23 protein-coding genes are annotated in these 22,487 nt (G+C 68.7%); 13 read left to right on the top strand and 10 right to left on the bottom strand.

Annotated elements, in window-relative coordinates:
* Positions 1–64 precede the first annotated feature (64 nt).
* Positions 65–622, top strand: coding sequence for a nucleoside phosphorylase (locus RIN43_RS03725; RefSeq protein ID WP_309127536.1), 558 nt, complete (start codon positions 65–67; stop codon positions 620–622).
* Here RIN43_RS03725 and RIN43_RS03720 read toward each other — a convergent pair whose 3' ends face one another.
* The 3 genes from RIN43_RS03720 to RIN43_RS03710 all read right to left on the bottom strand — a co-directional run bounded on the left by RIN43_RS03720 (position 623) and on the right by RIN43_RS03710 (position 5,201).
* A complete protein-coding gene (locus RIN43_RS03720) occupies positions 623–3,652 on the bottom strand; it encodes an SMC family ATPase (RefSeq protein ID WP_309127535.1) in 3,030 nt (1,009 codons plus the stop codon). It lies immediately after the preceding gene.
* A complete protein-coding gene (locus RIN43_RS03715; protein WP_309127534.1) occupies positions 3,652–4,821 on the bottom strand; it encodes an exonuclease SbcCD subunit D in 1,170 nt (389 codons plus the stop codon). Before RIN43_RS03715 ends, RIN43_RS03720 begins: the two co-directional genes overlap by 1 nt.
* Positions 4,822–4,889: 68 nt before the next feature.
* Positions 4,890–5,201, bottom strand: a complete 312-nt coding sequence (locus RIN43_RS03710; RefSeq protein ID WP_309127533.1) for an N-acetyltransferase — start codon at positions 5,199–5,201, stop codon at positions 4,890–4,892.
* 338 nt (positions 5,202–5,539) lie between these two features.
* On the opposite strand from RIN43_RS03710, the gene RIN43_RS03705 reads away from it, so the two are divergent.
* From RIN43_RS03705 to RIN43_RS03695, 3 genes are all read left to right on the top strand, one after another.
* A complete protein-coding gene (locus RIN43_RS03705) occupies positions 5,540–6,226 on the top strand; it encodes a winged helix-turn-helix domain-containing protein (RefSeq protein ID WP_309127532.1) in 687 nt (228 codons plus the stop codon).
* 215 nt (positions 6,227–6,441) lie between these two features.
* Entirely contained in the window at positions 6,442–7,392 is a 951-nt protein-coding gene (locus RIN43_RS03700; RefSeq protein WP_309127531.1) for a DNA-3-methyladenine glycosylase 2 family protein, read from the top strand.
* Between the two features lie 103 nt (positions 7,393–7,495).
* Positions 7,496–7,876, top strand: coding sequence for a YciI family protein (locus RIN43_RS03695; RefSeq protein WP_309127530.1), 381 nt, complete (start codon positions 7,496–7,498; stop codon positions 7,874–7,876).
* A 28-nt stretch (positions 7,877–7,904) separates the two neighbouring features.
* Here the strand turns inward: RIN43_RS03695 and RIN43_RS03690 are convergent, their stop codons facing one another.
* The 4 genes from RIN43_RS03690 to RIN43_RS03675 all read right to left on the bottom strand — a co-directional run bounded on the left by RIN43_RS03690 (position 7,905) and on the right by RIN43_RS03675 (position 11,736).
* Complete coding sequence (locus RIN43_RS03690; RefSeq protein ID WP_309127529.1) at positions 7,905–8,660, bottom strand: ATP-binding cassette domain-containing protein; 756 nt, start codon at positions 8,658–8,660, stop codon at positions 7,905–7,907.
* Positions 8,657–9,688 carry an iron chelate uptake ABC transporter family permease subunit gene (locus tag RIN43_RS03685; protein ID WP_309127528.1) on the bottom strand — a complete coding sequence of 344 codons (1,032 nt, stop codon included), beginning with the start codon at positions 9,686–9,688 and terminating at the stop codon, positions 8,657–8,659. Before RIN43_RS03685 ends, RIN43_RS03690 begins: the two co-directional genes overlap by 4 nt.
* A 10-nt stretch (positions 9,689–9,698) precedes the next feature.
* Positions 9,699–10,688, bottom strand: coding sequence for an iron chelate uptake ABC transporter family permease subunit (locus RIN43_RS03680; RefSeq protein WP_309127527.1), 990 nt, complete (start codon positions 10,686–10,688; stop codon positions 9,699–9,701).
* A 64-nt stretch (positions 10,689–10,752) separates the two neighbouring features.
* Complete coding sequence (locus RIN43_RS03675; RefSeq protein ID WP_309127526.1) at positions 10,753–11,736, bottom strand: ABC transporter substrate-binding protein; 984 nt, start codon at positions 11,734–11,736, stop codon at positions 10,753–10,755.
* A gap of 99 nt (positions 11,737–11,835) precedes the next feature.
* Here RIN43_RS03675 and RIN43_RS03670 point away from each other — a divergent pair, with 99 nt between their 5' ends.
* The 6 genes from RIN43_RS03670 (at position 11,836) to RIN43_RS03645 (ending at position 15,938) form a co-directional block, all read left to right on the top strand.
* A complete protein-coding gene (locus tag RIN43_RS03670; protein WP_309127525.1) occupies positions 11,836–12,603 on the top strand; it encodes a siderophore-interacting protein in 768 nt (255 codons plus the stop codon).
* Between the two features lie 156 nt (positions 12,604–12,759).
* Complete coding sequence (locus RIN43_RS03665) at positions 12,760–13,176, top strand: VOC family protein (protein ID WP_309127524.1); 417 nt, start codon at positions 12,760–12,762, stop codon at positions 13,174–13,176.
* Positions 13,173–13,994, top strand: a complete 822-nt coding sequence (locus RIN43_RS03660) for an alpha/beta fold hydrolase (RefSeq protein ID WP_309127523.1) — start codon at positions 13,173–13,175, stop codon at positions 13,992–13,994. The genes RIN43_RS03665 and RIN43_RS03660 overlap by 4 nt, the downstream gene beginning before the upstream one ends.
* A gap of 224 nt (positions 13,995–14,218) precedes the next feature.
* Positions 14,219–14,986, top strand: a complete 768-nt coding sequence (erm, locus tag RIN43_RS03655) for a 23S ribosomal RNA methyltransferase Erm (RefSeq protein ID WP_309127522.1) — start codon at positions 14,219–14,221, stop codon at positions 14,984–14,986.
* An 83-nt stretch (positions 14,987–15,069) separates the two neighbouring features.
* The gene (locus RIN43_RS03650; RefSeq protein WP_309127521.1) at positions 15,070–15,477 is read left to right on the top strand and encodes a VOC family protein; all 408 of its coding nucleotides are present in this window, start codon (positions 15,070–15,072) and stop codon (positions 15,475–15,477) included.
* Positions 15,478–15,530: 53 nt separating this feature from the next.
* Positions 15,531–15,938 carry a VOC family protein gene (locus RIN43_RS03645; protein WP_309127520.1) on the top strand — a complete coding sequence of 136 codons (408 nt, stop codon included), beginning with the start codon at positions 15,531–15,533 and terminating at the stop codon, positions 15,936–15,938.
* Between the two features lie 17 nt (positions 15,939–15,955).
* On the opposite strand, the gene RIN43_RS03640 is transcribed toward RIN43_RS03645, so the two are convergent.
* Entirely contained in the window at positions 15,956–16,621 is a 666-nt protein-coding gene (locus RIN43_RS03640; protein WP_309127519.1) for a hypothetical protein, read from the bottom strand.
* A gap of 95 nt (positions 16,622–16,716) precedes the next feature.
* On the opposite strand from RIN43_RS03640, the gene RIN43_RS03635 reads away from it, so the two are divergent.
* A complete protein-coding gene (locus RIN43_RS03635; protein ID WP_309127518.1) occupies positions 16,717–17,304 on the top strand; it encodes a TetR family transcriptional regulator in 588 nt (195 codons plus the stop codon).
* A gap of 24 nt (positions 17,305–17,328) precedes the next feature.
* Here RIN43_RS03635 and thrC read toward each other — a convergent pair whose 3' ends face one another.
* Positions 17,329–18,747, bottom strand: coding sequence for a threonine synthase (thrC, locus tag RIN43_RS03630; RefSeq protein WP_309127517.1), 1,419 nt, complete (start codon positions 18,745–18,747; stop codon positions 17,329–17,331).
* A 140-nt stretch (positions 18,748–18,887) separates the two neighbouring features.
* Here thrC and RIN43_RS03625 point away from each other — a divergent pair, with 140 nt between their 5' ends.
* Entirely contained in the window at positions 18,888–19,346 is a 459-nt protein-coding gene (locus RIN43_RS03625; protein ID WP_309127516.1) for a carboxymuconolactone decarboxylase family protein, read from the top strand.
* Positions 19,347–19,386: 40 nt separating this feature from the next.
* Positions 19,387–20,283: a sigma-70 family RNA polymerase sigma factor gene (locus RIN43_RS03620; RefSeq protein WP_309127515.1), complete on the top strand. Its 897-nt coding sequence runs from the start codon at positions 19,387–19,389 to the stop codon at positions 20,281–20,283.
* Between the two features lie 24 nt (positions 20,284–20,307).
* Here the strand turns inward: RIN43_RS03620 and RIN43_RS03615 are convergent, their stop codons facing one another.
* Positions 20,308–22,326, bottom strand: coding sequence for a BCCT family transporter (locus RIN43_RS03615; protein WP_309127514.1), 2,019 nt, complete (start codon positions 22,324–22,326; stop codon positions 20,308–20,310).
* Between the last annotated feature and the right edge of the window lie 161 nt (positions 22,327–22,487).

Genomic DNA, 22,487 nt, shown 5'->3' with positions numbered 1-22,487 from the left:
GGTGTCTCCTTCGTCGGCGCGTCCTGAGGATGGGCTTCCAGTCTCCACCTGTCAGGATGGATGCGTGAAACTTCTCGTCGCCGCCCTTGAATCCGAGCTCCAGGCCTTTCCCGCCGAACTCCCCGGATTCGACCGCCTCGTGACGGGGCCGGGCAAGCTGAAGGCCGCCTACGGACTCACCCGTGCACTTGATGCCGCCGCTTACGACGAGGTGCTCGTAGTCGGAACCGCCGGCGCGGTGGACGACGACCTGGAGTCCGGCGTCTACGAGGTCAGCGCCGCCCTCCAGCACGACGTGCAGGACCTCGACGGCGTCGTCGGACAGCACGTCTCACTTCCCTCCCACGTGCAGACCGGCCGCGACGGACACACCATCGCCACCGGTGACATCTTCGTCGACGATGCGAATGCCGTGGCCCGCATCCGCGGTCTCGGAGGGGTGCTGGTCGACATGGAGACCTTCGCGTACATCTGGGTATCGCAGCAGTTCGGCGTACCGATCCGGGTGCTGCGAGCCGTTTCCGACCGCGCGCAGGACGGCGCCACCCAGATCTGGGACGAGGTGGTCGCGGCCTGCAGCGCACAGCTGTGGCAGCGGGTGCGCGACGAGTACTCGCTCTGATCAGCGGCGCGGCGCGCGCGGCTGATCGATCACGCTGGGTCCGTCTGGAAGAGCGCGCACGGTGAGCTGAGCGGGGATCTGCTCCTGCATGGCCTCCACGTGACTGATCACTCCCACCGTACGGCCGCCCTGGCGCAGCTCGTCGAGCGTGCGCATCGCGGTGTCCAGGGTGTCGGCGTCGAGCGAACCGAAGCCTTCATCGATGAACAGGGTGTCGAGGCGGATTCCGCCGGCCCTCGCCGTCACCACTTCGGCCAGCCCGAGCGCGAGCGCCAGCGAAGAGAGGAACGTCTCTCCGCCGGAGAGGGACTTCGCAGGGCGGGTCTGCCCCGTGAAGGCGTCGAACACGACGATGCCCAGCCCCGAGGCCGCACCCCGAGCGGCGAGCGCGTCGGAGTGGCGCAGCTCGTAGCGGCCGGCGGACATATCGCGAAGCCGCACATTGGCCGATGCGACGATCTCTTCAAGCTCGGCTGCGAGTACGAACGTCTCCAGGTTCATCTTGTGCGTGTTGCCTGCACGCCCCGCGAGCGCGTCGGCGAGGCCGCGTATCACCTCGAACTCCGCAGCGTCGTCCGCTGAGGACGCATGTTCGGAGGCCGCTGCGTCGACGGTCGCCACGATGCTCGCTCGCACGTTCTGAGCACGGGTGTCGGCGCCGACCGCGTCGAGCCACGCGGTCCGCGCGTCGGCTGCCGCCGACTCCGTCGGACCGATGTCGATGGGCTCCTCGGGGAGTGTTCGCAGCTCGAGGTCGAACAGCAGGGAGCGCTCCTTCTCGCGCTGTACGGAGTGGGCGTGGATGCGCTCATCGAGCGCCGTGAGCTCGGCCGCTGACAGCAGCGCGGTGTGAACCTCCGCGGAGTCGTCGAAGGCTGAGGAGGCGAGCGCGGCGTCGCGTTCGGCTGCGGTCTCGTTCGCGGCCACCGCCTTGGCGTATGCGTCGTCGATGGCATCGGCCGCGGTGTGGGCGGCGGCGATCCTGTCCTTCGCCTCGGCCAGGCGCTCGGCCACGGTGGTGTGCTCACCGCGAGCCGAGCGGATCGCCTCCTCGGCGTCCGCGCAGCGCTGCTCGCACAGGCTCAGTGCGGTGCGCGCCGCGCCCAGGGTCTCGGATGCCGCGGCATGGCGGTCGTCGAGATCGCCTGCACGCTGCACGACCTCCTGCAGTTCTTCCTCCAGCTCCGCTGCGAGCTCGGCTGCAGCGACGGCCGCGACATGCGCCTGCCGCGCGTCTTCGAGTTCCTCGGTGGCCTGGGCGAGGGTGCGTCCGCCTGCGCGTGCGAGGGCTGCGGCATGCTCGGCGGTCACCGCGCTCAACGTCCGCGACGCGGCCCGCTCCGTCTTCGCTGCGGCATCCCTCGCCGCCTCGGCGGCGGCGATGTCAGCAGCTGAGACAGGGTCGGCGTGCTCGGCCGGCGCCGGGTGATCCGTCGCTCCGCACACTGCGCAGGGTTCGCCTGCGACGAGGGCTGTCGCGAGCTCTCCAGCCCACCCCGCATCCCGTCGCCTGCGGAGCACGGTCAGTGCGGTCTGAGCATCGGTGTGGGCGCTCGTGGCCTCGGTCTCCGCACGTGCGGCGGCGGCGGACTCTTCGGCCAGCCGCTCGACGTCGGCGGCCCCGGCGCGGCGCTCCTCCGCACCGGTGACGGCACGCGCGGCGTCGTCGACGCGGTCTGCTTCGCGACGTGCGGCCTCGCGTCGAGCGGTCAGCTCGCCGAGCTGCTTCGGCAGGCTGTCGCGCTCGGCGTCCACCGCGGCGAGAACGGCGAGAGCGGTCTCCACGGCCTCGCGCGCAGCGCCCAGCTGAGCCTCGCGCTGTGACATCTCGCTCTCCAGCTCGAGGGCGCGCTGCCATTCACCGCTCTCGCGGGTGTGCTCGGATGCCCAATCGCGCAGCTGCGACGACTGCGACTCCGGCGGCGCTCCCTCCGCATCCGCCTCCGGGCGCGCGAGAAGCGGGACGCCCGCCTGAACGGCGGCGGAGACAGCGTCGGATTCGGCCTGACGGGCGCGTTCGAGGGCGGTCGCAGCCCGCTCGGCCGCGGCGATCACCCCACGCAGCCCCTCGGCGGCGCGCGCCCGATCGCGGCGCAAGGAGTCGGCCGCGATCGCCGGAGCCTCCGCCTCGAGCGCGGCCAGTGCCGCGCGCGCGCGATCCCGCTCGGCTTGCGCCTGCCTTCGCTCCTTGATGTCGACGAGCGCGGCATCTGCTTCGGCCAGGCGCTTCTCGGCGGCGGCGCGTTCGGTGCCGAATCGCTCGACCTGGTAATCGGCGCGCACTATCGCACGACGCAGGCGCGCGAGACGGGCATCGGCGGAGTCGGGACCCGCCTCGGCGTCGTCACCCCACAACCCGGCCTCGGACGTCAGCCTCTCGGCCTCGTCGAGTCGCGCATCGACCATGGCCCTGCGACCGCTCAGCGCCTGTTCGGCGGCGCGGCGCCGTTCATCGAAGCGCACCTGATAATCGGAGAATCGCTCGGTGCCGAACAATCGCCGCAGCAGCGCCTGGCGCTCCTTGCTGTCGGCGAGGAGAAAGTCGGCGAATCTGTTCTGCGCCAGCAGGATGACCTGCAGGAACTGCTCCTGGCTGAGCTGCAGGATCTCATCGAGTTCGTGCGCGACGTCGACCACTCTCGCGGCCCTGCCCACCCAGCCGGCGTCGGTCAGCTCGTCGAGGGCGGCGGAAGGTGCCTGTGTGGTCATGCCGCCGCCCCGTTTGGCCGGCCTCTCGTAGGCGGGTGAGCGGGTCACCCGGAAGCGGCCGGCGACGGTGCTGAACTCGACGCTCACAGAGGTCGGCTCGTCGGGGTGGCAGTGATCGCTGCGCAACCTCTTCTCGCCCCCGTCGTACCGGGGCACTCCCCCGTAGAGCCCGAAGCAGACGGCGTCCAGGATGCTCGACTTTCCCGCACCGGTGCGCCCGGCGATGAGGAAGATGCCGTCATCGGCGAAGGCATCGAAATCCACGACCTGGCGTTCGCGGAAGGGGCCGAAGCCCTCGACCTCGAGCCGGTGCAGCTGCATCAGACGAGGGCCTCGGCACGCACGCGGTCATCGAGCACGTCGTGGATCAGCTCGGCCTCGCGCTCGGACGCCCCCTGCCCGGCGCGCACGTGCACGAGGAACGCCTCGATGCGCTCGGCGTCGGTCACTGCGGTGCGCAGTCTCTGAGAATAGGAGCGGTCGTCGGCAGCGTCGGCGAGCTCGGGCTGATGCTGCACCAGCGCGCAGAACGGGAACCTGGCCCGCAGCCGCCGCATCGGCTCATGCTGCGGCAGAGGGTCGGTGTACACCGCGCACACCCAGCTGTCGGCGTGCAGGGCGACGTTCTCGTCGCCGAGGATCTCGTCGAGCGTTCCCGTCAGCGTGACCAGCCGCCTCGGCACCGGCAGCGCCAGCCACTCCGTCGAGGCGAGGCCGTCGGCGTCGAGCTCGACCAGCCAGGAGCCACGCTCCTTGTGCTGCTCGCCGAAGCTGTAGTGCAGCGGAGCGCCGGAGTAGTGCACCCGCTCACTGAGCTGCTGGCGACCGTGGATGTGACCGAGCGCGACGTAGTCGGGTCCATCGAACGAAGCGAGCGGAACAACGTCGAGCCCGCCCTGGCGCACCTCGCGCTCCAGGCCCAAGGTCGCATCGACGCCGGCGGCGAAGCAGTGCGCCAACGCGACGGAGCGCCCCTGATGGGCTGCGATTCCCTCGCGCACCAGACTCATGGCGTGGTGCATGGTCTGCGCCTGAGTGCGCAGCGCGGGTCCCTCGCCCGCCGCATCCGTCCAATGACGACGCACGATCGCCGGCTCGAGGTAGGGGATGCCGAAGAAGTGGACCGGTCCGTGCTCGTCGTGCAGGGTGATCGGCGCGGAGATCGCGAGAGGGTCGGTGAGCACGCGGATGCCGTCGCGCAGCAGCCGGGAGTGGAAGCCGAGCCTGGCGGCGGAGTCGTGGTTGCCGCTGGTCATGATGACCGTGGCGCCCGTCTCGTGCAGTGCGAGCAGTGCGTCGTCGAGCAGCGTGTAGGCCGCAGCGGCAGGGGTGGCGGAGTCGAACACGTCGCCTGCGACGAGCACCACGTCGATACTGTTCTCGCGCACCTGCCGCACCAGCGCCTCGAGCACCTCGGCCAGTGCCGCGAGCGTGGAATGCCCGTGGAACGTGCGACCGATGTGCCAGTCGGAGGTGTGCAGGATTCGCATACTCACACCGTACGGACGGCCGCCGACATCGCAGCCGAGGCGTGCCGCACCGACGTGGATGCGACAGGTTATGAACGTCTTCTGAGCAGCCCGGCGTGCTCGGGATGCGCGTCGAACCAGTCGGCCACGTACCAGCAGACGGCGTCCACCTCGCGGTCTCCGCGCGCGGCGATGTCGGCCACCGCTCCGGCCACGACCCGTGCGGCGTACCCGTTGCCGCGGAACGTGGGAATGGTGAACGCGCGGGTCAGCACGATCGTGCGGCCGTCATCCCTGTAGTCGAGCACGCTGACCACCGCACCGTCGCGTGTGAGCGTGTATCTGGAGGCATCCTTCTCATCCGACAACACGAACTCGGGGTCTTCGGCAGGCGATGTCACGATCTCAACGTTACGTCGTGTGACGCATCAGGGAATGACACGTTTTGACATGGCGGGTCACGATGGGAAATAATCGCCCCCATGACCACCAACGCACGCCCCATGTCCGCCCAGGAGGCGAACGGGACTGCCGGCATGATGATGGCCGGCCGCGTTGGCATGTGTTGCCGAATGTGTTGCTAAGGCGCAACCGCCCCTCCTGACCCGCATCTCCCCTCATCTTCAGGGGACGGGTCTGTGAGCACCCACCCTCCGTGCTCATCCCCCACCGGCTCATCCCGGTCATCCGTGCAACGCATTCAGAGCCCCGAGGCTCGCATCCCCTCAAGGACATCATCATGTCGAACACTGCACTTCTCGAGCGTCCCGTGACCGCCCCCGTCCGCGTGGTCTCCCGCGCAGACGCCGCAGCAGACCAGCCGTCCATCCGCTCTCCGCGCGGCTTCGCCCTCTACGTCGGCATCGACGAGATCAAGGCCGCAGAGGCCGGCGTCAGCCTTCCGCTGCTCGTCGACGCGCTGCGGCGCACCCTCGCCGAGCTCGCCCCTGGCGCCGAGACCCACGCCACCGTCGCGCTCGCACCGCAGTCTGCCGGCGGGCGCGACCTCGACGTGGTGCGACTCGCGCTGCACGAACCCGGCGCCATCGCCCGTGCGAAGGCCGCCGTCGAGGAGGAGAAGGACGAGGAGTCCGGTGTCGTCGTCGACATCTCCCGCAAGCGCGTGCTGCTCGACGGCGAGTCCGCCGCGTTCACCTACAAGGAGTTCGAGCTGCTGCAGTACCTGGTGCTGCGCGAGGGCCGCACCATCGAGCGCAGCGAGCTGGTCTCGGCCCTGTGGCAGGCGACCGACGACGAGGTTCCCGGAGAGCGCACCATCGACGTGCACGTGCGCCGTCTGCGCGCCAAGCTCGGCCGCCACGAGGACATCGTGCGCACGGTGCGAGGCGTCGGCTACCGGTTCGATCGTCACGCGGACGTCGTGATCCGCTACGGCCACGGCACCCCGTCGCCCGACCGCTTCTGACGGGCGGCATCCGCACCGGCATCCGCGTCGAGCATCCCCGTCGAGCATCTGATGCGCGTATCCGGGCCGCGTTTCCGTTCGCGCTGCGCATTCCCGCTCGCGCGGCGGGAATCATCGCCGCGCGAACAGAGAAGAGCAGCGCGAAGCGACACGGGGTGAGAACGACAGCGCGAACCTCCACGACGGGTGTCGGCGACGACACGTAGGGTTCTTGCATGACGTTGACCACGGATGCTGCGCAGCGCGCCGATGCGCGCGCGTGCGAGTCCGTGTACCGGCCGCGGCATCCACTGGATCTGATGCGCACGGTCGGGATGCTGCGCCGCGGCGGCACCGACCCGACGATGGTGATCGAACGGGGGCGCATCTGGATGGCGATGCTGACGCCTGATGGCGCAGCGACGCTGTGCATGCGTGGCACGACCGACGGTGTGCACGCCTCGGCGTGGGGGCCAGGCGCCGCCGCCGCGCTCGACCGGGTGCCGCGCCTGTGCGGCGCCGACGACGACCCGTCCGGATTCGACGTGTCCTCGCACTCCCGGCTGGCCGAGGTCGCCCGCCGTAATCCAGGCATCCGGCTGACGCGCACCGACCGTGTCTTCGACGCGCTGGCGTGCGCGATCCTGGAGCAGAAGGTCACCTCGATGCAGGCGTTCGGCGCCTGGCGCTACATCGTGAGCCGCTTCGGCATCCGCGCTCCCGGGCCGACGCCACGGCCGCTGTTCGCCGCTCCCCCGCCCGAGGTGTGGCGCTCCGTTCCGTCATGGGTCTGGCATCGTGCGGGCGTCGAGCCGCCGCAGTCGCGGACGCTCGTCCGCGCGGCCGGGCGCGGCGTCAGCATCCAGCGAGCCGTCCTTGCGGCATCCGACGGCGAGGCGCGCGATCGCGTGCTCACGAGCCTGCCGGGAATCGGCCCGTGGACATCGGCTGAGACCCGCATCCGGGCGCTCGGGGATCCGGATGCGGTGAGCGTCGGCGACTTCCACCTGGCGCACGAGGTCGGGTACGCGCTCACCGGCAGCCGCACGGACGACGACGGGATGCTCGAACTGCTCGCCCCGTGGACGGGGCATCGTCAGCGCATCATCCGGCTGATCTTCGCCTCGGGATCGCTCGAACCTCGCCGCGGGGCGCGGCTGGCGCCGGAGGATCATCGCAGCCGCTGACCGACGGTGCACCTTTCTCGGCCGCCATGTCGATCTCACCCTTCCCCGTTCGACGAAGGAGTGAGAAGGTCGCGGAGCGCGACCCGCGACGAAAGGATCCATCATGACGCAGTACTTCCTGACCGTGCCTCACGACACGGCGACCGAGCCGACCATGGAATCGATGCAGGCGTTCGACCCTGCGCAGTTCGCCGCGGTGATCGCAGCCGTGGACGAGTTCAACACCGCATTGAAGCAAGCCGGCGCCCTGGTCTTCGCCGCCGGCCTGAATCCTCCCTCCACGGCGAAGACGGTGGATGTCAGCGACGGAACGACGCGGGTGCTCGATGAGCCCTTCGTCGAGGCCGAGTCCTACGTCGGCGGCTTCTGGGTGATCGAGGCCGACGGCGAGGACGCCGCGATCGAGTGGGCCGTCAAAGCGTCGAAGGCGCTGCAGGGCCGCATCGAGGTCCGTGCCGTGCAGGAGCAGCCCGAAACGGCGTGATGCGGAGCGCAGCGGAGGTCGAGCCGGGTCAGTAGTACACGGCGAGCGGCCCGTGCGGACCCGCGACCACCTGCACCGGTGTCTCGAAGACCCGGGTGAGGACCTCATCGGTCATGATCTCCTCCGGTGAGCCGTATTCGACCACCTGTCCGTTCTTCATCGCGCAGATGCGGTCGGCGTAGTGCCCGGCGAAGTTGATGTCGTGCAGGACGATGACGATGGTGCGGCCGAGCTCGTCGGCGGCGCGCCGCAACTGTGCCATCATCGACACCGCATGCTTCATGTCGAGGTTGTTCAGCGGCTCGTCGAGCAGCACGACGTCGGTGTCCTGCGCGAGCACCATCGCGACGTAGGCGCGCTGGCGCTGGCCGCCCGACAGCTCGTCGAGGTAGCGCCCCTCGAGCTCCTCGAGGTCGAGGAAGTCGATCGCACGGCTGATGATCTCCTCGTCGTTCCTGTTCAGCCGCCCCTTCGTGTAGGGGAATCGGCCGAACCCGACCAGCTGGCGCACGGTGAGCCTGGTGACGAAGTGGTTCTCCTGGCGCAGGATCGACACGATCTTGGCGAGGTCGCCCGATTTCGTCTTCACGATGTCGTACCCGGCGATCTCGATGGACCCGGCGTCCATGCCCATGAGGCGCCCGACCATCGTCAGCAGGGTCGATTTGCCTGCCCCGTTCGGGCCGATCAGCGCGGTGATGCCGCCCGCGGGGATGACGAGGTCCACCGGGCCGATCGCGACCTCGCTGCTGTACTCCCGGCGCACGTTCTCGATGGTGATCACAGCCGCCCCTTTCTGAGGATGACGATGAGGAAGACGACGCCGCCGACGAGCTCGATGATGATCGAGACGACGCCCTGCGCGTAGAAGACGTTGCGCATCACGAAGTAGGCGCCGGCGATGATCGTGAACGCGGTGAGCACGGCCAGAGGGAAGACCAGTCGGTGATCGTGCGAATCGGCGAACTGATACGCGAGCGTCGCCACGAGGAAGCCGAGGAAGGTCATCGGCCCGACCAGTGCCGTCGACGTCGCCATCAGCACCGCGACGAGGAACAGCACGATCATCAGCTCGCGACGATGGTTGAGTCCGAGCGAAGTGGCGGTGTCGGGACCGAGCGCCATGACGTCGAGGCGGCGCGCCCGCATCCACAGCAGAGCGGATGCCGCGACGCACACCGGCACCGCCAGGGGCAGGTACGAAGGGTCGGCGTTGGAGATGTTGCCGAACAGCCGGGCGGCGAGTACGTCGAACTCGCTGGGGGTGAGCAGACGCTGCATGAACGTGGCGATCGCGCCGAGTCCGCCTCCGATGATGATGCCGATGAGCAGCATGATCTGCAGGTTGGCGTACCGTCCGCGCAGCAGCCAGCCGTAGAGCAGCATCGCGAGCCCCACCATGACGGCGATCTGCAGTGCGAACGCCCACAGCCCTTGCATCGCGACGATCCCTGCCACTCCGAACAGGTACACCGACGTGGTCTGGACGGCGCGGTACAGCGACTCGAACCCCATGATGGAGGGTGTGATAATGCGGTTCGTCGTCACCGTCTGGAAGCTGACGGTCGCCACGGCCTGGCAGACCGCGACGAGCGCCATGACCGCGACATCGGTGAACCGCAGGTCGACGATGCGCCAGAACCCGGCCGATCCGAACGGCATCGGGTTCTCCCACGCCAGCAGGCCGGCGGCGAACGCGGCCGAGAGCACGATCAGCACGCCGAGCACGATCAGATAGCGGCGGCGGGCGCGCGCATCGGCGAAAGCGCCGGAGACCCGGCCACCTGTGACGGCCCTCCGCTCGGACGGCACCGCAGCACGCCTATGCACGGCGACGCTGCCTGAGCAGGAGGGCGATGAACACGACGGCGCCGACGACGCCGAGGATGAGTGACACCGGCACCTCGAACGGCATGATGATGGTGCGTCCGATCAGGTCGCAGACGGTGACGATGGCGATGCCCAGCAGGCACATCCAGGGCAGGTTGCTGCGCAGATCGTCGCCCCGCAGCATCGACACGATGTTCGGCACGATCAGCCCGAGGAACGGGAGGTTGCCGACCACGACCGTCACAACCCCCGTCACGACGGCGATCAGCACGGTGCCGAGCAGGATGACCCGGTTGTAGTTCAGGCCGACGTTGGTGGCGATCTCCTCGCCGAGCCCCGCGACCGTCAGCCTGTCGGCGACGACGAAGACGATGACGCCGACGACCGCGACGATCCAGAGCATCTCGTACTGGCCGCGAAGCACCGAGGTGAAGCTGCCCGCGAACCACACGCCGAGGCTCTGCAGCGTGTTCGTGACGAGGGCGACATAGGTCGACACCGCTCCCACGACGGCGCCCAGCATGATGCCGACGATGGGCACGATCAGCGACGAACGCAGCGACACCCGCCGCAGGAAGAGGAAGAACACCATCGTGCCGATGAATGCGGCGACGACCGCTCCGGCCATCCGCAGCGGGATGGAGGGGTGCGGCACGAGGATCATCACCGTGAGCAGCCCGAGCCCCGCCCATTCCGTGGTGCCTGTGGTGGTCGGCTCGACGAAGCGGTTCTGCGTGAGCAGCTGCATGACCAGGCCAGCCATCGCCATCGAAGCGCCCGCCAGAACGAGTGCGACGGTGCGGGGGATGCGCGTGATCTGGAACATCTCGGCGCCGTCGGCGGCACCGGTCACGTCGTACACGCCGGTGAAGAGCGACGCGACGAGGAGCGCGGCGACGACGAGGATGCCGATCAGCAGCTTCACGTCGAAGAGCCGACCGGTGGTGGTGCGCGGCGGGGCGGTGGCGATGGTGGAGGACATGTCGGCCTTCACCGGTCGTCGAGCGAGCGCGAGCGAGACCACCCCCGCTCGACGACCGGAGGTGTCACTTCTCGAGAGCGTCCGCGAACTCGTTGAGGAACGTCGTGTACGTCTGGATGCCCTCGTTGAGGTAGGTGTCGGTGGGCATGTAGACGATCTGCGCTTCCTTCACCGCGGTGACGGAGGCCAGCGCCTCGGAGCCCTCCAGGATCTCCGCCGCCTGGACGTAGTCGGGCGTCTCGTCCGCGAACACGGCGTCGCGGTCCATGACCAGGATCCAGCTCGGGTTCGAGTCGGCGATCGCCTCGACCGAGATGTCGTCGCCCTGGTGGTCGTCGGTGGCTTCGGGCACCTCGAGTGCCGGGGTCAGGCCGAGGATGTCGAAGATCGGGCCGAGGGTGCGGCCCACCGTCGGGGCGATGTAGCCGATCTCGCCGCCCGAGGTGGTGACGGCCATCACGGTCTCGGCGTCGTCGTATGCCGCCTTGGCGCGCTCCACGGCGGCATCGAAGTCGTCGACCAGTTTCTTGGCCTCGTCCTGCTTGCCGAAGACCTCGCCGAGCACGGTGACCTGACGCTTGAGTTCGGCGTCGAAGGGCTCTCCCTCACGCGGGTCCAGTTCGAGGATGGTCGCATCCGGCACCAGCTGCGCCATGGCGTCATGGTGCTGCGCGAAACGCTGGCCGTTGATGATCAGGTCGGGGTCGGCGGCGACGACCGACTCGAGGTCTGGCTCGTTGTGGGTGCCGAGGTCGATGATGCCCTCGTCCTTCACGTAGCCGACGGTCTCGGGCATGAGCGAGACGGCCGCGGCGGTGAGCTCGATCCCCCAGTCGCTGAGCGTCTGGAACGTGCGGTTGTCGGTGGCGACGACGGATGCCGGCGACGTGGAGATCTCGTGCGTGCCGTTGTTGTCCTCGACGGTGACCGTCTTCGCTGCGGGCGCTTCGGTCTCGGGTTCGGCGGCCGCCTGGCCGCCGCAGCCGGCGAGCGCGAGGATGCCGACGAGGCCGAGGCCGACGGCGGAGAGAGTTCTGGGCACGGACATGGAGAGACTCCTGTTCTGCGGTGAAGGAAGCGCGAGCGGCGCATGATGCGAGCCGGGTGAGGCACCCTGACTCGCTGCGAATTAGGTTAGCCTTACTTTATGGACGAAGTGAAATCCGGCTTCACGATCGAGCGCCGCGGCCTCGATCTGCGTTTCCGCTCCGCGACTCTCACCGCTCGCGAGTGGCTCGCCCCGAACTATGTGCGCGTACGCCTGAGCGGAGCGGAGCTCGAGGGCTTCGACTCCCCCGGGGCAGACGACCACATGCGGTTGTTCTTCCCTGCTGGCCCGACGTCGTCCGTCGAAGAGCTGCGTGCGGCGCCCAGCCGCGAGTACACGCCCCTCGCCTGGGGCGACGACTGGCTCGACGTGGAGTTCGCCGTTCACGGAGATGAGGGGATCGCGGCGCCCTGGGCGGCATCCGCCCCACTCGGCTCGTTCGTGGGCGTCGGCGGTCCGCGCGGGTCCGCGGTGCTGGCCGGCGCGCCCGGAGCATGGCTGCTCGCGGGAGACGAGACCGCGATTCCCGCGATCCGGCGCTTCGCCGCCCAGATGTCCGCCGATGCCAAGGCGCGGATCGTGGTCGAGGTCGCCTCGCCCGCCGACGAGGTCGCGATCGAGGCACCGGTCGAGGTCGAATGGCTGCACCGCAGCGACGCGGCAGCGGGTTCGGCGCTGATCGCATTCCTGGACGGTCTCGGCGCGGCGGATGCCCCCGGCGACGACCCGTTCTGCTTCATCGCCGCCGAGCAGGCCGTCGTCAAGCCGGGTCGCGCGCTCCTGTCGCGCTGGAATGTCGACATCTCCAAGGCCGTCGTGAAGGGCTACTGGAAGCGCGGCGAGGCCGAGTACCACGCCCCGCACTGAGCGCGCGCCGCGTTCGCGCGAGACATCACCTCCTGCGCGAGACGTCACTTCCGACATGAGACACCGCGTGAGCGTGCGTGTCTCATGCTCGAAGTGATGTCTCGGCGATCGGGCGACGTGCGGTGCGGGTGCCGCCGCATCCGCAAGACTGGGGTCATGGCGCTTCTCGATCACCTCGGCATCTCGGTTATCGACATCGAACGCGGCAGGCAGCAGTTCCACCCCGTGCTGGAGGCCCTCGGCTACACGCTGGGCACCGACGCTCCCCATGGCATCTCGTGGGACAACGGCGACGAGACCGAGCTGATCATCTTCGAGCGTCGCGCAGACGCCGATGACATGCCGCACCGGCACGGTGACCCGGGCTGGCAGCATCTGGCGTTCGCGGTCGGGTCGAGAGACGAAGTCGACCGCCTGCACGCCATCGCGGTGTCGGCGGGGTGGACGCCGGTGCGCGATCCGAAGGCGTATCCGCGGTTCAACGAGCGCTATTACGCGTCCTTCGTCGAGGACGACAGCGGCATCCGCATCGAGTTCATGCACAACCCGCCGCGGGAGAGCGCCGGAGGATGACGCCTTTCTCCTCCGTCGACGCCGTGGACCGGCACGACGCCTTCCCTTCGACACCGAACGGAACCGCGGCACTGCTGCTGGCGGGTTCGAGCGGGCGCATCGAGGTCGAGCGGGCAGAGCTGCTGGCGTCGCACGGCGCGAGGGTGCGCGCGATCCGGTGGTTCGGCGGGAGCGGGCAGCGCCCCGCACCGCACGAGGTGCCACTCGAGCTCTTCTCCCACCAGCTCGATGAGCTGCGCGGGGACGCCGATCGGATCGTCGTCTTCGGAACCTCCTTCGGAGCCGAGGCGGCTCTTGCGACGGCAGCGATGACGCCGGTAGACGCCGTGATCGCGGTGGCGCCGAGCTCGGTCGTCTGGGCCGGCACGCTCGACGGCGCCTGGTCGTCGCACTGGACCCTCCGCAGCGAGGCGATCCCGTTCGTTCCGTTCCTCAGGGGCTGGAGTCCCGAGACCGATCCGCCCGCGTTCCGGAGCCTTTACGAGCGGAGCCTCCATGCGGATGCGGAAGCCGCCGCAGCCGCGCGGATTCCGGTGGAGCGGATCACGGCCGAGGTACTGCTCGTCTTCGGCGGCGACGACCAGGTGTGGCCGAGCGACGTGTTCGCCGCAGACATCGTCCGGACACGCGAGAAGCACTCGCTCGCCACGGTCGTCGTGTCGCATCCCACGGCAGGGCACCGGATGCTTCTACCGGGAGAGACGCCCAGCACTGCCGGGGTGCGGATGGCACGCGGAGGCAGCCCCGACGCGGATGCCGAGCTCGGTCGCCTCGCGTGGACGCAGATCAGCCGTCTGCTCCGGTTGCACACGTCGTGACGCCTTCGATTAGCATGTCCTGCATGGGTTCATCCACGTGCGCGCAATACGGCGCGCCTGCCTACATGATTCGTCTGCGCCGCGCCTGACGGCGCGCTGACGCACGACCTTCGCGCGCCGTCTCCGGATGCCACCGCACCCGGAAGCGCGAGCTGCCGCATCCTCTCGCGACCGATCGATCGATCGCGCCATTCCGGGTGCTCCATCCTCTTCTGGAGCACACCATGCGAAATCGTTCCCTGCACGGCGGCCGACACGAGCTCGGCCAGAACTTCCTCATCCACCGACCGACGATCCGGCGCATCGGCGAGCTCGTCGCCGACACCGAGGGACCCATCCTCGAGATCGGCCCCGGCGACGGTGCACTGACCGTCGAGCTCGCCACGCTCGGCCGCAGCATCCGCGCCGTCGAGCTCGACGAGCGGCGTGCCCGCCGGCTTCGCGAGCGTCTGCCCGGTGTCGACGTGCGTCACGGCGACGCCCTCCGCGTCGGGTTCGACGCACCCGTCGTCGTCGGCAACATCCCGTTCCACCTCACGACACCAGTGCTGCGTCGCATCCTGACCTCGGGTTCCTGGCGACGCGCGATCCTGCTCACGCAATGGGAGGTGGCCCGCAAGCGGGCCGGAATCGGCGGCGGCACCATGATGACCGCGCAGACCTCGCCGTGGTTCGAGTTCGAGCTGCGCGGTCGCGTGCCGTCGCACGCGTTCCGCCCGATGCCCTCGGTGGACGGCGGCATCCTGTCGATCACCCGGAGGGGGTCGCCTCTGCTGTCGTCGGCGGAGCGTCGCCGCTACGAAGCGTTCGTACGTGACGTGTTCACAGGGCGCGGACGAGGCATCGCGCAGATCCTGCGGGCGCGTCGTGGAGCGACACCCGAGCTCGTCACGGCCGGTCTGCGGCGGGCGGACATCCGTCCTTCGGCGCTGCCGAGGGACCTCGATGCTCTGCAGTGGGCGGCGCTGTGGACCTCGCTCCACGATCGCTGAAGACAAGGCGTTGCGGATTCCCCGGCGTCGGCGAAGACTTATCGTCGCCGGGGCTTCCGGCACTCCCGTGGAAGGCGAGTCACATGGTCGTTCTCAATCCCTATCTGACGTTCCGCGACAACGCCCGCACAGCGCTGGAGTTCTACCAGAGCGTGCTGGGCGGGACACTCGACATCTCGACGTTCGGATCCATGCCCGACATGGGCTACGACCCCGGCGACAGCGAGCTCGTCATGCACGCACAGCTCACCACCGAAGACGGCCTGGTGCTGATGGCGTCCGACACACCGAGCGGCGTGGAGTTCCGGCGCCCCCAGGGAATCTCCGTCTCGCTGAGCGGGCCGGAGAGTGACCGCCTGCACAGCGTGTGGACCGGTCTCGGCGACGGGGCGACCGTGACCATGCCACTGGCTCCGGCACCGTGGGGCGGCGAGTTCGGAATGCTCGTCGACCGTTTCGGGATCTCCTGGCTGGTCGCCATCGACGACTGACGCGTCAGCGGACAGCGGCGGTGGTTGTCCGCGGCATCGGGCACACTGTGTGCATGGCGACCTTCGATCATCTCGGCATCACCGTCGACGACGTGCCGGCCGCGTCCGCGCAGTTCAATCCCGTCTTCGAGGCGCTCGGCTACACGCGTGCCCACGACAGCGCTGAGCACGCGTACTGGCGACGCACGGATGAGCCCGAGATCCTGCTCTACTCGGCTCGCGAGGAGGGCACGGGCCCCCACGTGCACGGCCGTGTCGGCTGGCAGCATCTCGCGTTCGCCGTCGACTCGCGCGAGGAGGTGGACCGGATCCACGACATCGCCGTCGCAGCAGGGTGGAGTGAGGTACGGGCCCCCAAGGAGTACCCGCGGTTCAGCGATCGCTACTACGCGTGCTTCGTGGAGGACGACAACGGCATCAGGCTCGAGATCATGCACAATCCGCCGACGGATAGAGTCTGATCAGCTCGCGTCGCCGATCACGGGATGTGTGTGCGCACGGCGTCGAGGAATCCTGCGGGGTCGTCGACGGAGATCCGCACGGCCGAGACGGTCACATCTCCCTGCGGCAGGTGCAATCGGGTCGGCCGCTCGAGCGTGATCTCGATGTCGGAGCGGTCTTGGATGACGTGGTTCAGGACCTGGTCGCCCTCCGGGCCGGTCAGGCTGAGCTGCGGGGCGCCGCTGAGCGAATGCTGTCGCCGCTGGACCGAGGCTATCGACTGCCAGGGAAGGTCGATGTCGATCTCGCCGCCGTGACGCACCCGAATGCCGTCGGGGCCGACCGCGTGCGGACGGGTGAGGTAGCCGAGCAACATCCCGAGCATCGTGAGCACGCCCCACACGCCGAGCGCCAGCAGAGGCCAGCGCAACCAGGGGATCGAGTGCACGAAGAGATCGATCAGGGGGATCTCGACAGTGGACAGCACGAGGAACACGATGAGGATGGTGCGGATCGGCTTGTCATAGCTGAACGCCGAGGCACCGCGCGGAACACGCGGTCGCCCGGTGACCGCCCTCCCGATGCTGCGCCATCCGGCGGTCTCCATGGCCGATCCACGACGGATGCCGTGCCGGATGCGCTCCGCACCCTGGAGCTGGGGCCCGATGCGTCGGGGCTCGGTCGAGGCGACGGTCTGTGACATCGAGCGGCTCCCGTCCTGGTCGTTGCGTTGCACTTGCAATGTAACGACCAACGTCCGTCGTTGTCAATACGAGTGCAATGTGAAAGCATGATGGCATGCCGAAACGCGTCGATGCAGCAGAGCGGCGCGCCCTCATCGCCGACGCGCTCTTCCGCGTGATCGCCCGCGACGGACTGGGCGCCGTCAGCCTGCGCCATGTCGCGACGGAAGCCGGCGTCACCGCCGGGATGGTGCAGCACTACTTCTCCTCGAAGCACCAGATGATGACATTCGCCATGCAGGCGGCGAGCGCCCGCTACGAGGCGCGCATCGGCGCCGCCGTCGGCGAGCTGGGCGCCCACCCCCCGCCGGGCGCGACGCTTCGCGCTGTGCTTGCCAACTTCATTCCGCGTTCCGAGGCGGAGCTTCACGACGGCCGCATCAGCCTGGAGTTCCAGGCCTACGCGGCCGGGCGTGACGACCTCACCGGGGCGCTGGCCGAAGGCGACATGCAGTTGCGGGAGTGGCTGGCCGGACTGATCGCTCAGGCCGCGGATGTCGACGAGCCCGGTGCCGCGATCCGAGCGGCCGGCCTGCTCGCCAGCGCCGAAGGACTCGGGCTCAAGGTGCTCAGTTCGGGGATGCCTGCATCCGAGGCGCTCTCGGCGCTGGACGCGCAACTTCACCTCAACGGCATCCGCTGAACGGACCGCGGACGCGAAACGGGCTCAGTGCTGTGCGTGCGTCTCGATGTAGGCGCGAAGCGCCGACTCGTCGTGGGGCATCTCGACCACGTGCTGCGGTGCATCCAACATCCGCCGCAGCTCGTCGGAGTGCTCCAGGTCGATGCCGATCGCCTCGGTGATCGTCTCGGCGAACTTCTGCGGCTTCGCGGTCTCGAGCACGAGCATCGGCACGTCGGTCTCGACGAACGACCGCGCCACGTGCACGCCGTCGGCAGTGTGCGGGTCGATGACCTCGCCCGAGTTCTCGTACACCGATCGAATGGCGGCGATGCGGTCAGCGTGCGTCGACGAGCCGCTGACGATGCCGAACTCGCCCTCGAACCGGGACTGTTCCGCCGAGAAGTCGAAGAAACCGGTCTCGTCGAGCTCGGCCCACGCGGCCGACACCCGAGCGGGATCACGGCCGACCAGCACGTGGATGAAGCGCTCCAGGTTCGACGCCTTCGAGATGTCCATCGACGGGCTCGACGTCGCGTGCGTGTCAGCGGCTGAGCGCGGGCGGTAGACGCCTGTGCGGAAGAACTCGTCGAGCACGTTGTTCTCGTTGGCGGCGAGCACCAGCCGACGGATCGGCACGCCCATCTCCTTGGCGAAGAACCCGGAGAGGATGTTGCCGAAGTTCCCGGAGGGCACGGTGAACGAGACCTCGAAGCCTGTACGGTACTCGGGCTCGACCGCATCCGTGACCCGCAGCCACGCCCAGAAGTAGTACACGACCTGGGCGGTGATGCGAGCGAGGTTGATGGAGTTCACCGCTCCGAGCCGCTGCGCGCGTTTGAAGTCGATGTCGCCTGCCAGCCGCTTGACCAGGTTCTGGCAGTCGTCGAACACGCCCTCGACTGCGATGTTGTGCACGTTCGCATCGTCGAGCGAGTACATCTGCGCCCGCTGGAAGGAGCTCATCCTCCCCTGCGGCGAGAGCATGAAGATCGACACGCGCTCCTTGCCGCGCAGCGCGTGCTCGGCCGCGGATCCGGTGTCGCCCGAGGTCGCGCCGAGGATGTTCAGCACGCCGTCGTTCTTCTCGAGGACGTACTCGAGCACCTGGCCGAGGAACTGCATCGCCATGTCCTTGAACGCCAGAGTGGGTCCTTCGGAGAGTCCCACCAGCGTGATCCCGCCCCCGATCGAGCGCAGAGGCACCACCGCGTCGGGGAAGTCCGCGTAGGCATCCGCCGTCATGCGAGCGAGGTCCTCACGCGGGATGTCGGTGGCGAAAAGTCCGAGCACCTCGGCCGCGAGCTGCGGATAGGTGAGCGCACGCCACCGCTCGAGCGTCTCGGAGTCGACCTGCGGCATCCGCTCTGGCACGGCGAGACCGCCGTCGGGGGCGAGGCCTTCGAGCAGCGTCTCGCTGAACGGCTGCGGCTGCATGCCGCCGCGGGTGGAGATGTACAGCACGGATGCTCCTCGGGTCGACCGCCTGGGGGTTCCATTGTCGCAGGGTCATCCGACCCGGCGAGCCGCATGTCACACTTCGCACCCGGCATCCGACATTCAGACGAGGGCATCGAACCGGATGCCGCGACGGAAGGATGATCATGACCAGGATCGACATGGCCCGCACGAACAAGCTCGGCTACGCCGCCGTTCTCGGAATGGAGGCGTACTCCCGCAAGGCGGTGGAGACCAGGCTGTACGAGCTGATCAAGCTGCGGGCGTCGATCCTGAACGGCTGCGGCTTCTGCGTCGACATGCACGCCGCGGACGGCGCGAAGCACGGCATCCCGCAGCGCACTCTGCACGCGGTGGGCGCCTGGCAGCATGCGAAGAACCTGTTCGAGCCGAAGGAACTGGCCGCCCTCGCGTTGACCGATGCGATCACGAAGCTCGGCCCCGACACGGTGACCGACGAGATCTGGGACTCGGTCGCACAGCACTTCGACGAGGGCGAACTGGGCGGCATCGTGATGGCGATCTGCACGATCAACGTGTGGAACCGCATCGCGATCTCGACGCAGATGGAGCCGCCGGTCGATGACAAGCATCCGATCGTCTGAGTTCGCCGCGGGCGGCGGGCGTGGACGGTAGCGTGGCGGCATGACCGTCGCCGTGTCCACCACGCCCGCAGCACGAGCGTGGGAGGCGGAGCGCGGCAGGCTGATCGGCATCGCGTACCGGATGCTGGGCGACTTCGGCCACGCCGAGGACGTCGTGTCGGAGGTCGCGATCGAGGCACTGCGCGAGGAGCGCGCCGGGATCCGGAAGGTGCACTCCTGGCCCGCCTGGCTGACCACCGTGTGCATACGGCGGGCGATCGACCGGTTGCGGGGCCTCGCGGCGGTGCGCGAGGAGTACACGGGGCACTGGCTCCCCGAGCCCGTCGCCACCGATCGGCTCCCGGAGGATGCCGTGGCCGATCGCGAGATGCTCTCGCTCGCGCTGCTGCATCTCGCCGAGCAGCTCTCCCCGGAGGCCCGCGCCGCCGTGGTGCTGCATCGCGCGTTCGCGATGCCGGCGACCGAGATCGCCGAGATCCTCGAGAAGTCGCCCGCCGCCGTCCGTCAGTTGATCTCGCGCGGCGAGCGCCGTCTGCAACTCCACGTGGACGCTCCCCCACGTCCTGCGAACCCGCAGGCGCTGAACGCCCTGGTCGACGCAGTGCGGACCGGCGACGTGTCAGCACTGCTCGCCCTGCTCGCCGACGACACGATCCTGTGGACCGACGGCGGCGGGGTGGTCTCTGCGACCCTGAATCCGATCTTCGGCGCGGAGAGGGTGCGCCGCTTCTTCCTCGGCGTGCGCGAGAAGGCGGCGGCACACAACCGTGAGAACCCGTTCTCGATCGAGGTGCTCGACGTCAACGGCGAGACGGCTTTCGCACTATCCCACTCGGGACGCACGGACGTGCTCGCGGTGGAGTTCGACGATGCGGGGCTGATCTGCGGGATCCGTCAGGTGTGCAACCCGCACAAGCTGCGGCGCGCGCTGGGCTGACCGGCACGCGCCGGAGCATCCTCCTCACTCCTCCGGCTCGAGCGGCCGCGTCGTGTCGCGCCGCGCCCGCCGCGTGTCCCGGCGTTCCTCGCCGACGGTGAGCGATGCGTCACCGGATGCGGTGTGATGCGGATCTCCCGGTCCCCGCGGCTGGATGCGGCCTGGCTCGAGGGTGCGCGTGACGTCCTCCGCGGTCACGATCGGGATCTGCGCGGTCGCGGTCTCGTACCACTCGGTGAGCGCCGGATCGTCGGTGTCGATCCCGGCTCCGGCACCCTCCTCGGTCGCGACCTCCGTGGCCCCGAAGACGAAATCGTCACCGTGCTCGCTGATGCCGCGCCTGACGCCCTGTGCGATCGCGGCGCGTGCGAAGCGGCGGCGCAGCATGTACGGGTCGGTGTGCAGCTCCCTGGCCCAGGCGAACATGATGCCGATCACGACGACCGCGAACGGCAAGGCGGAGACCACCATGATCGACTGCAATCCCGACAGCGCCGTCTCGCCTCCGGCGAGCAGCAGCGCCAGCGCGGCGGCGCCGAGAAGCAGTCCCCAGGTGATCGTCACCCACGTAGACGGCTCCGGCCGGCCGCGCTGACTCATGGAGCCCATCACGATCGCGGCCGAATCGGCAGAGGTGACGAAGAAGAGCACGATCGAGAGCATGGCCAGCACGGAGAGCACCGCACCGAACGGCAGGTTCTCGAAGACCGCGAACAGGATCGCCTCCGGCGCGCCCGCCTCGCTGATCGCGCGGCCCTGCGCCTCGAAGAACATCGTGGTGCCGCCCATGATGCCGAACCAGATGATGCAGACGATCGAAGGCACCACGATCACCACCGTGACGAACTCGCGAAGCGTGCGTCCGCGGGAGATCTTCGCGATGAACATGCCGACGAAGGGCGTCCACGAGATCCACCACGCCCAGTAGTAGTTGGTCCAGGTGGAGACGAACTGGGCGGCCTCCTCGCCCTGCGCGGGGTTGCGCATCAGCATCGTCCAGAGTTCATTGATGAACGCCGGGACGCTGGAAGGGATGATGTTCAGCAGGAACAGCGTGGGTCCGGCGATGAAGATGAACACCCCGATGACGCCGGCGATGACCATGTTGATGTTCGACAGAGCCCGGATGCCGCGCTTGATGCCCGACACCGCCGAGAGTACGAACGCGGCGGTCAGAACGGTGATGATCACGATCAGTCCCACGTTGCCGATCGGACCGATGCCGCTGACGTACTCGACGCCGCTGGCGATCTGCAGCGCCCCCATTCCCAGGGTGACGCCGGTGCCGAACAAGGTCACGATGATCGCGAAGACATCGATGATGGCGCCGACCCATCCGTCGGTGCGGTCGCCGAAGATCGGCTGGAAGATGGCCGAGATCAGCGGAGGCCGTCCGCGGCGATAGGCGGCGTACGCGATGGCCCCGCCGACGAGCGCATAGAACGCCCAGGCCATCGGACCCCAGTGCAGGATCGACTGCGCCAGAGCGTCGAGCATCGCGTCAGCGGATCCTGGCTCAGAGGCGAACCCGTACGGGACGTCGTTGAAGTATCCCAGCGGCTCCGCCGGACCCCAGAAAAGCAGCCCGATGCCCATACCTGCCGAGAAGAGCATCGCGATCCACGACACCGTCGAGAACTCGGGGCTCTCGTCGTCGGCGCCGAGACGGATGCCGCCGGTGCGTCCGTACCCGACAACCAGCATGAAAGCGATCGTGACGATGGCCAGCAGCGAGAACAACCAGCCGAAGTTGGTCGTCACCCACCCCAGTGAGGCGGCTCCTGCCTCGCTGATGCTCTGCGGGCTCGCGAACCCCCAGATGACGACCGCGAGCACCAGGACACCGGCGATGCCGAGCACGGGCCAGTTCGTGCTGAAGGTGCGCGGGGTGTCTTCGACGCCGATGCCCGGGATGAGAGCGGGGTGGGTGACCTCCTTCAGAACCCGCTTCGGCCCCGTCCTGTCCGATGGCTCCTTGCGCGGCCTCGGTCCTGGCCGCGAGGGCTGCTCGGGTCCTCCGTGCGGTGGCTCTGATGTGGTCATCGACGTTCCTCCTCGGGTTGTGCACCCGGTCCCGGATGCTTCGTCTTCGGCTCGTCGCGTTCCATCACCCCATAGATCGTGTCCGGCTCGCAAGCGCCTTGCATTCCGGGCGTGGCCCGGATGCGCTGTCAACCCCTGTACTCGTCGATGCTCTCGGCGTC

The organism is Microbacterium sp., from assembly GCF_031178445.1.
In the GTDB taxonomy this organism is placed as follows: domain Bacteria; phylum Actinomycetota; class Actinomycetes; order Actinomycetales; family Microbacteriaceae; genus Microbacterium.
This window is presented reverse-complemented; position numbering and strand designations above follow the sequence as displayed.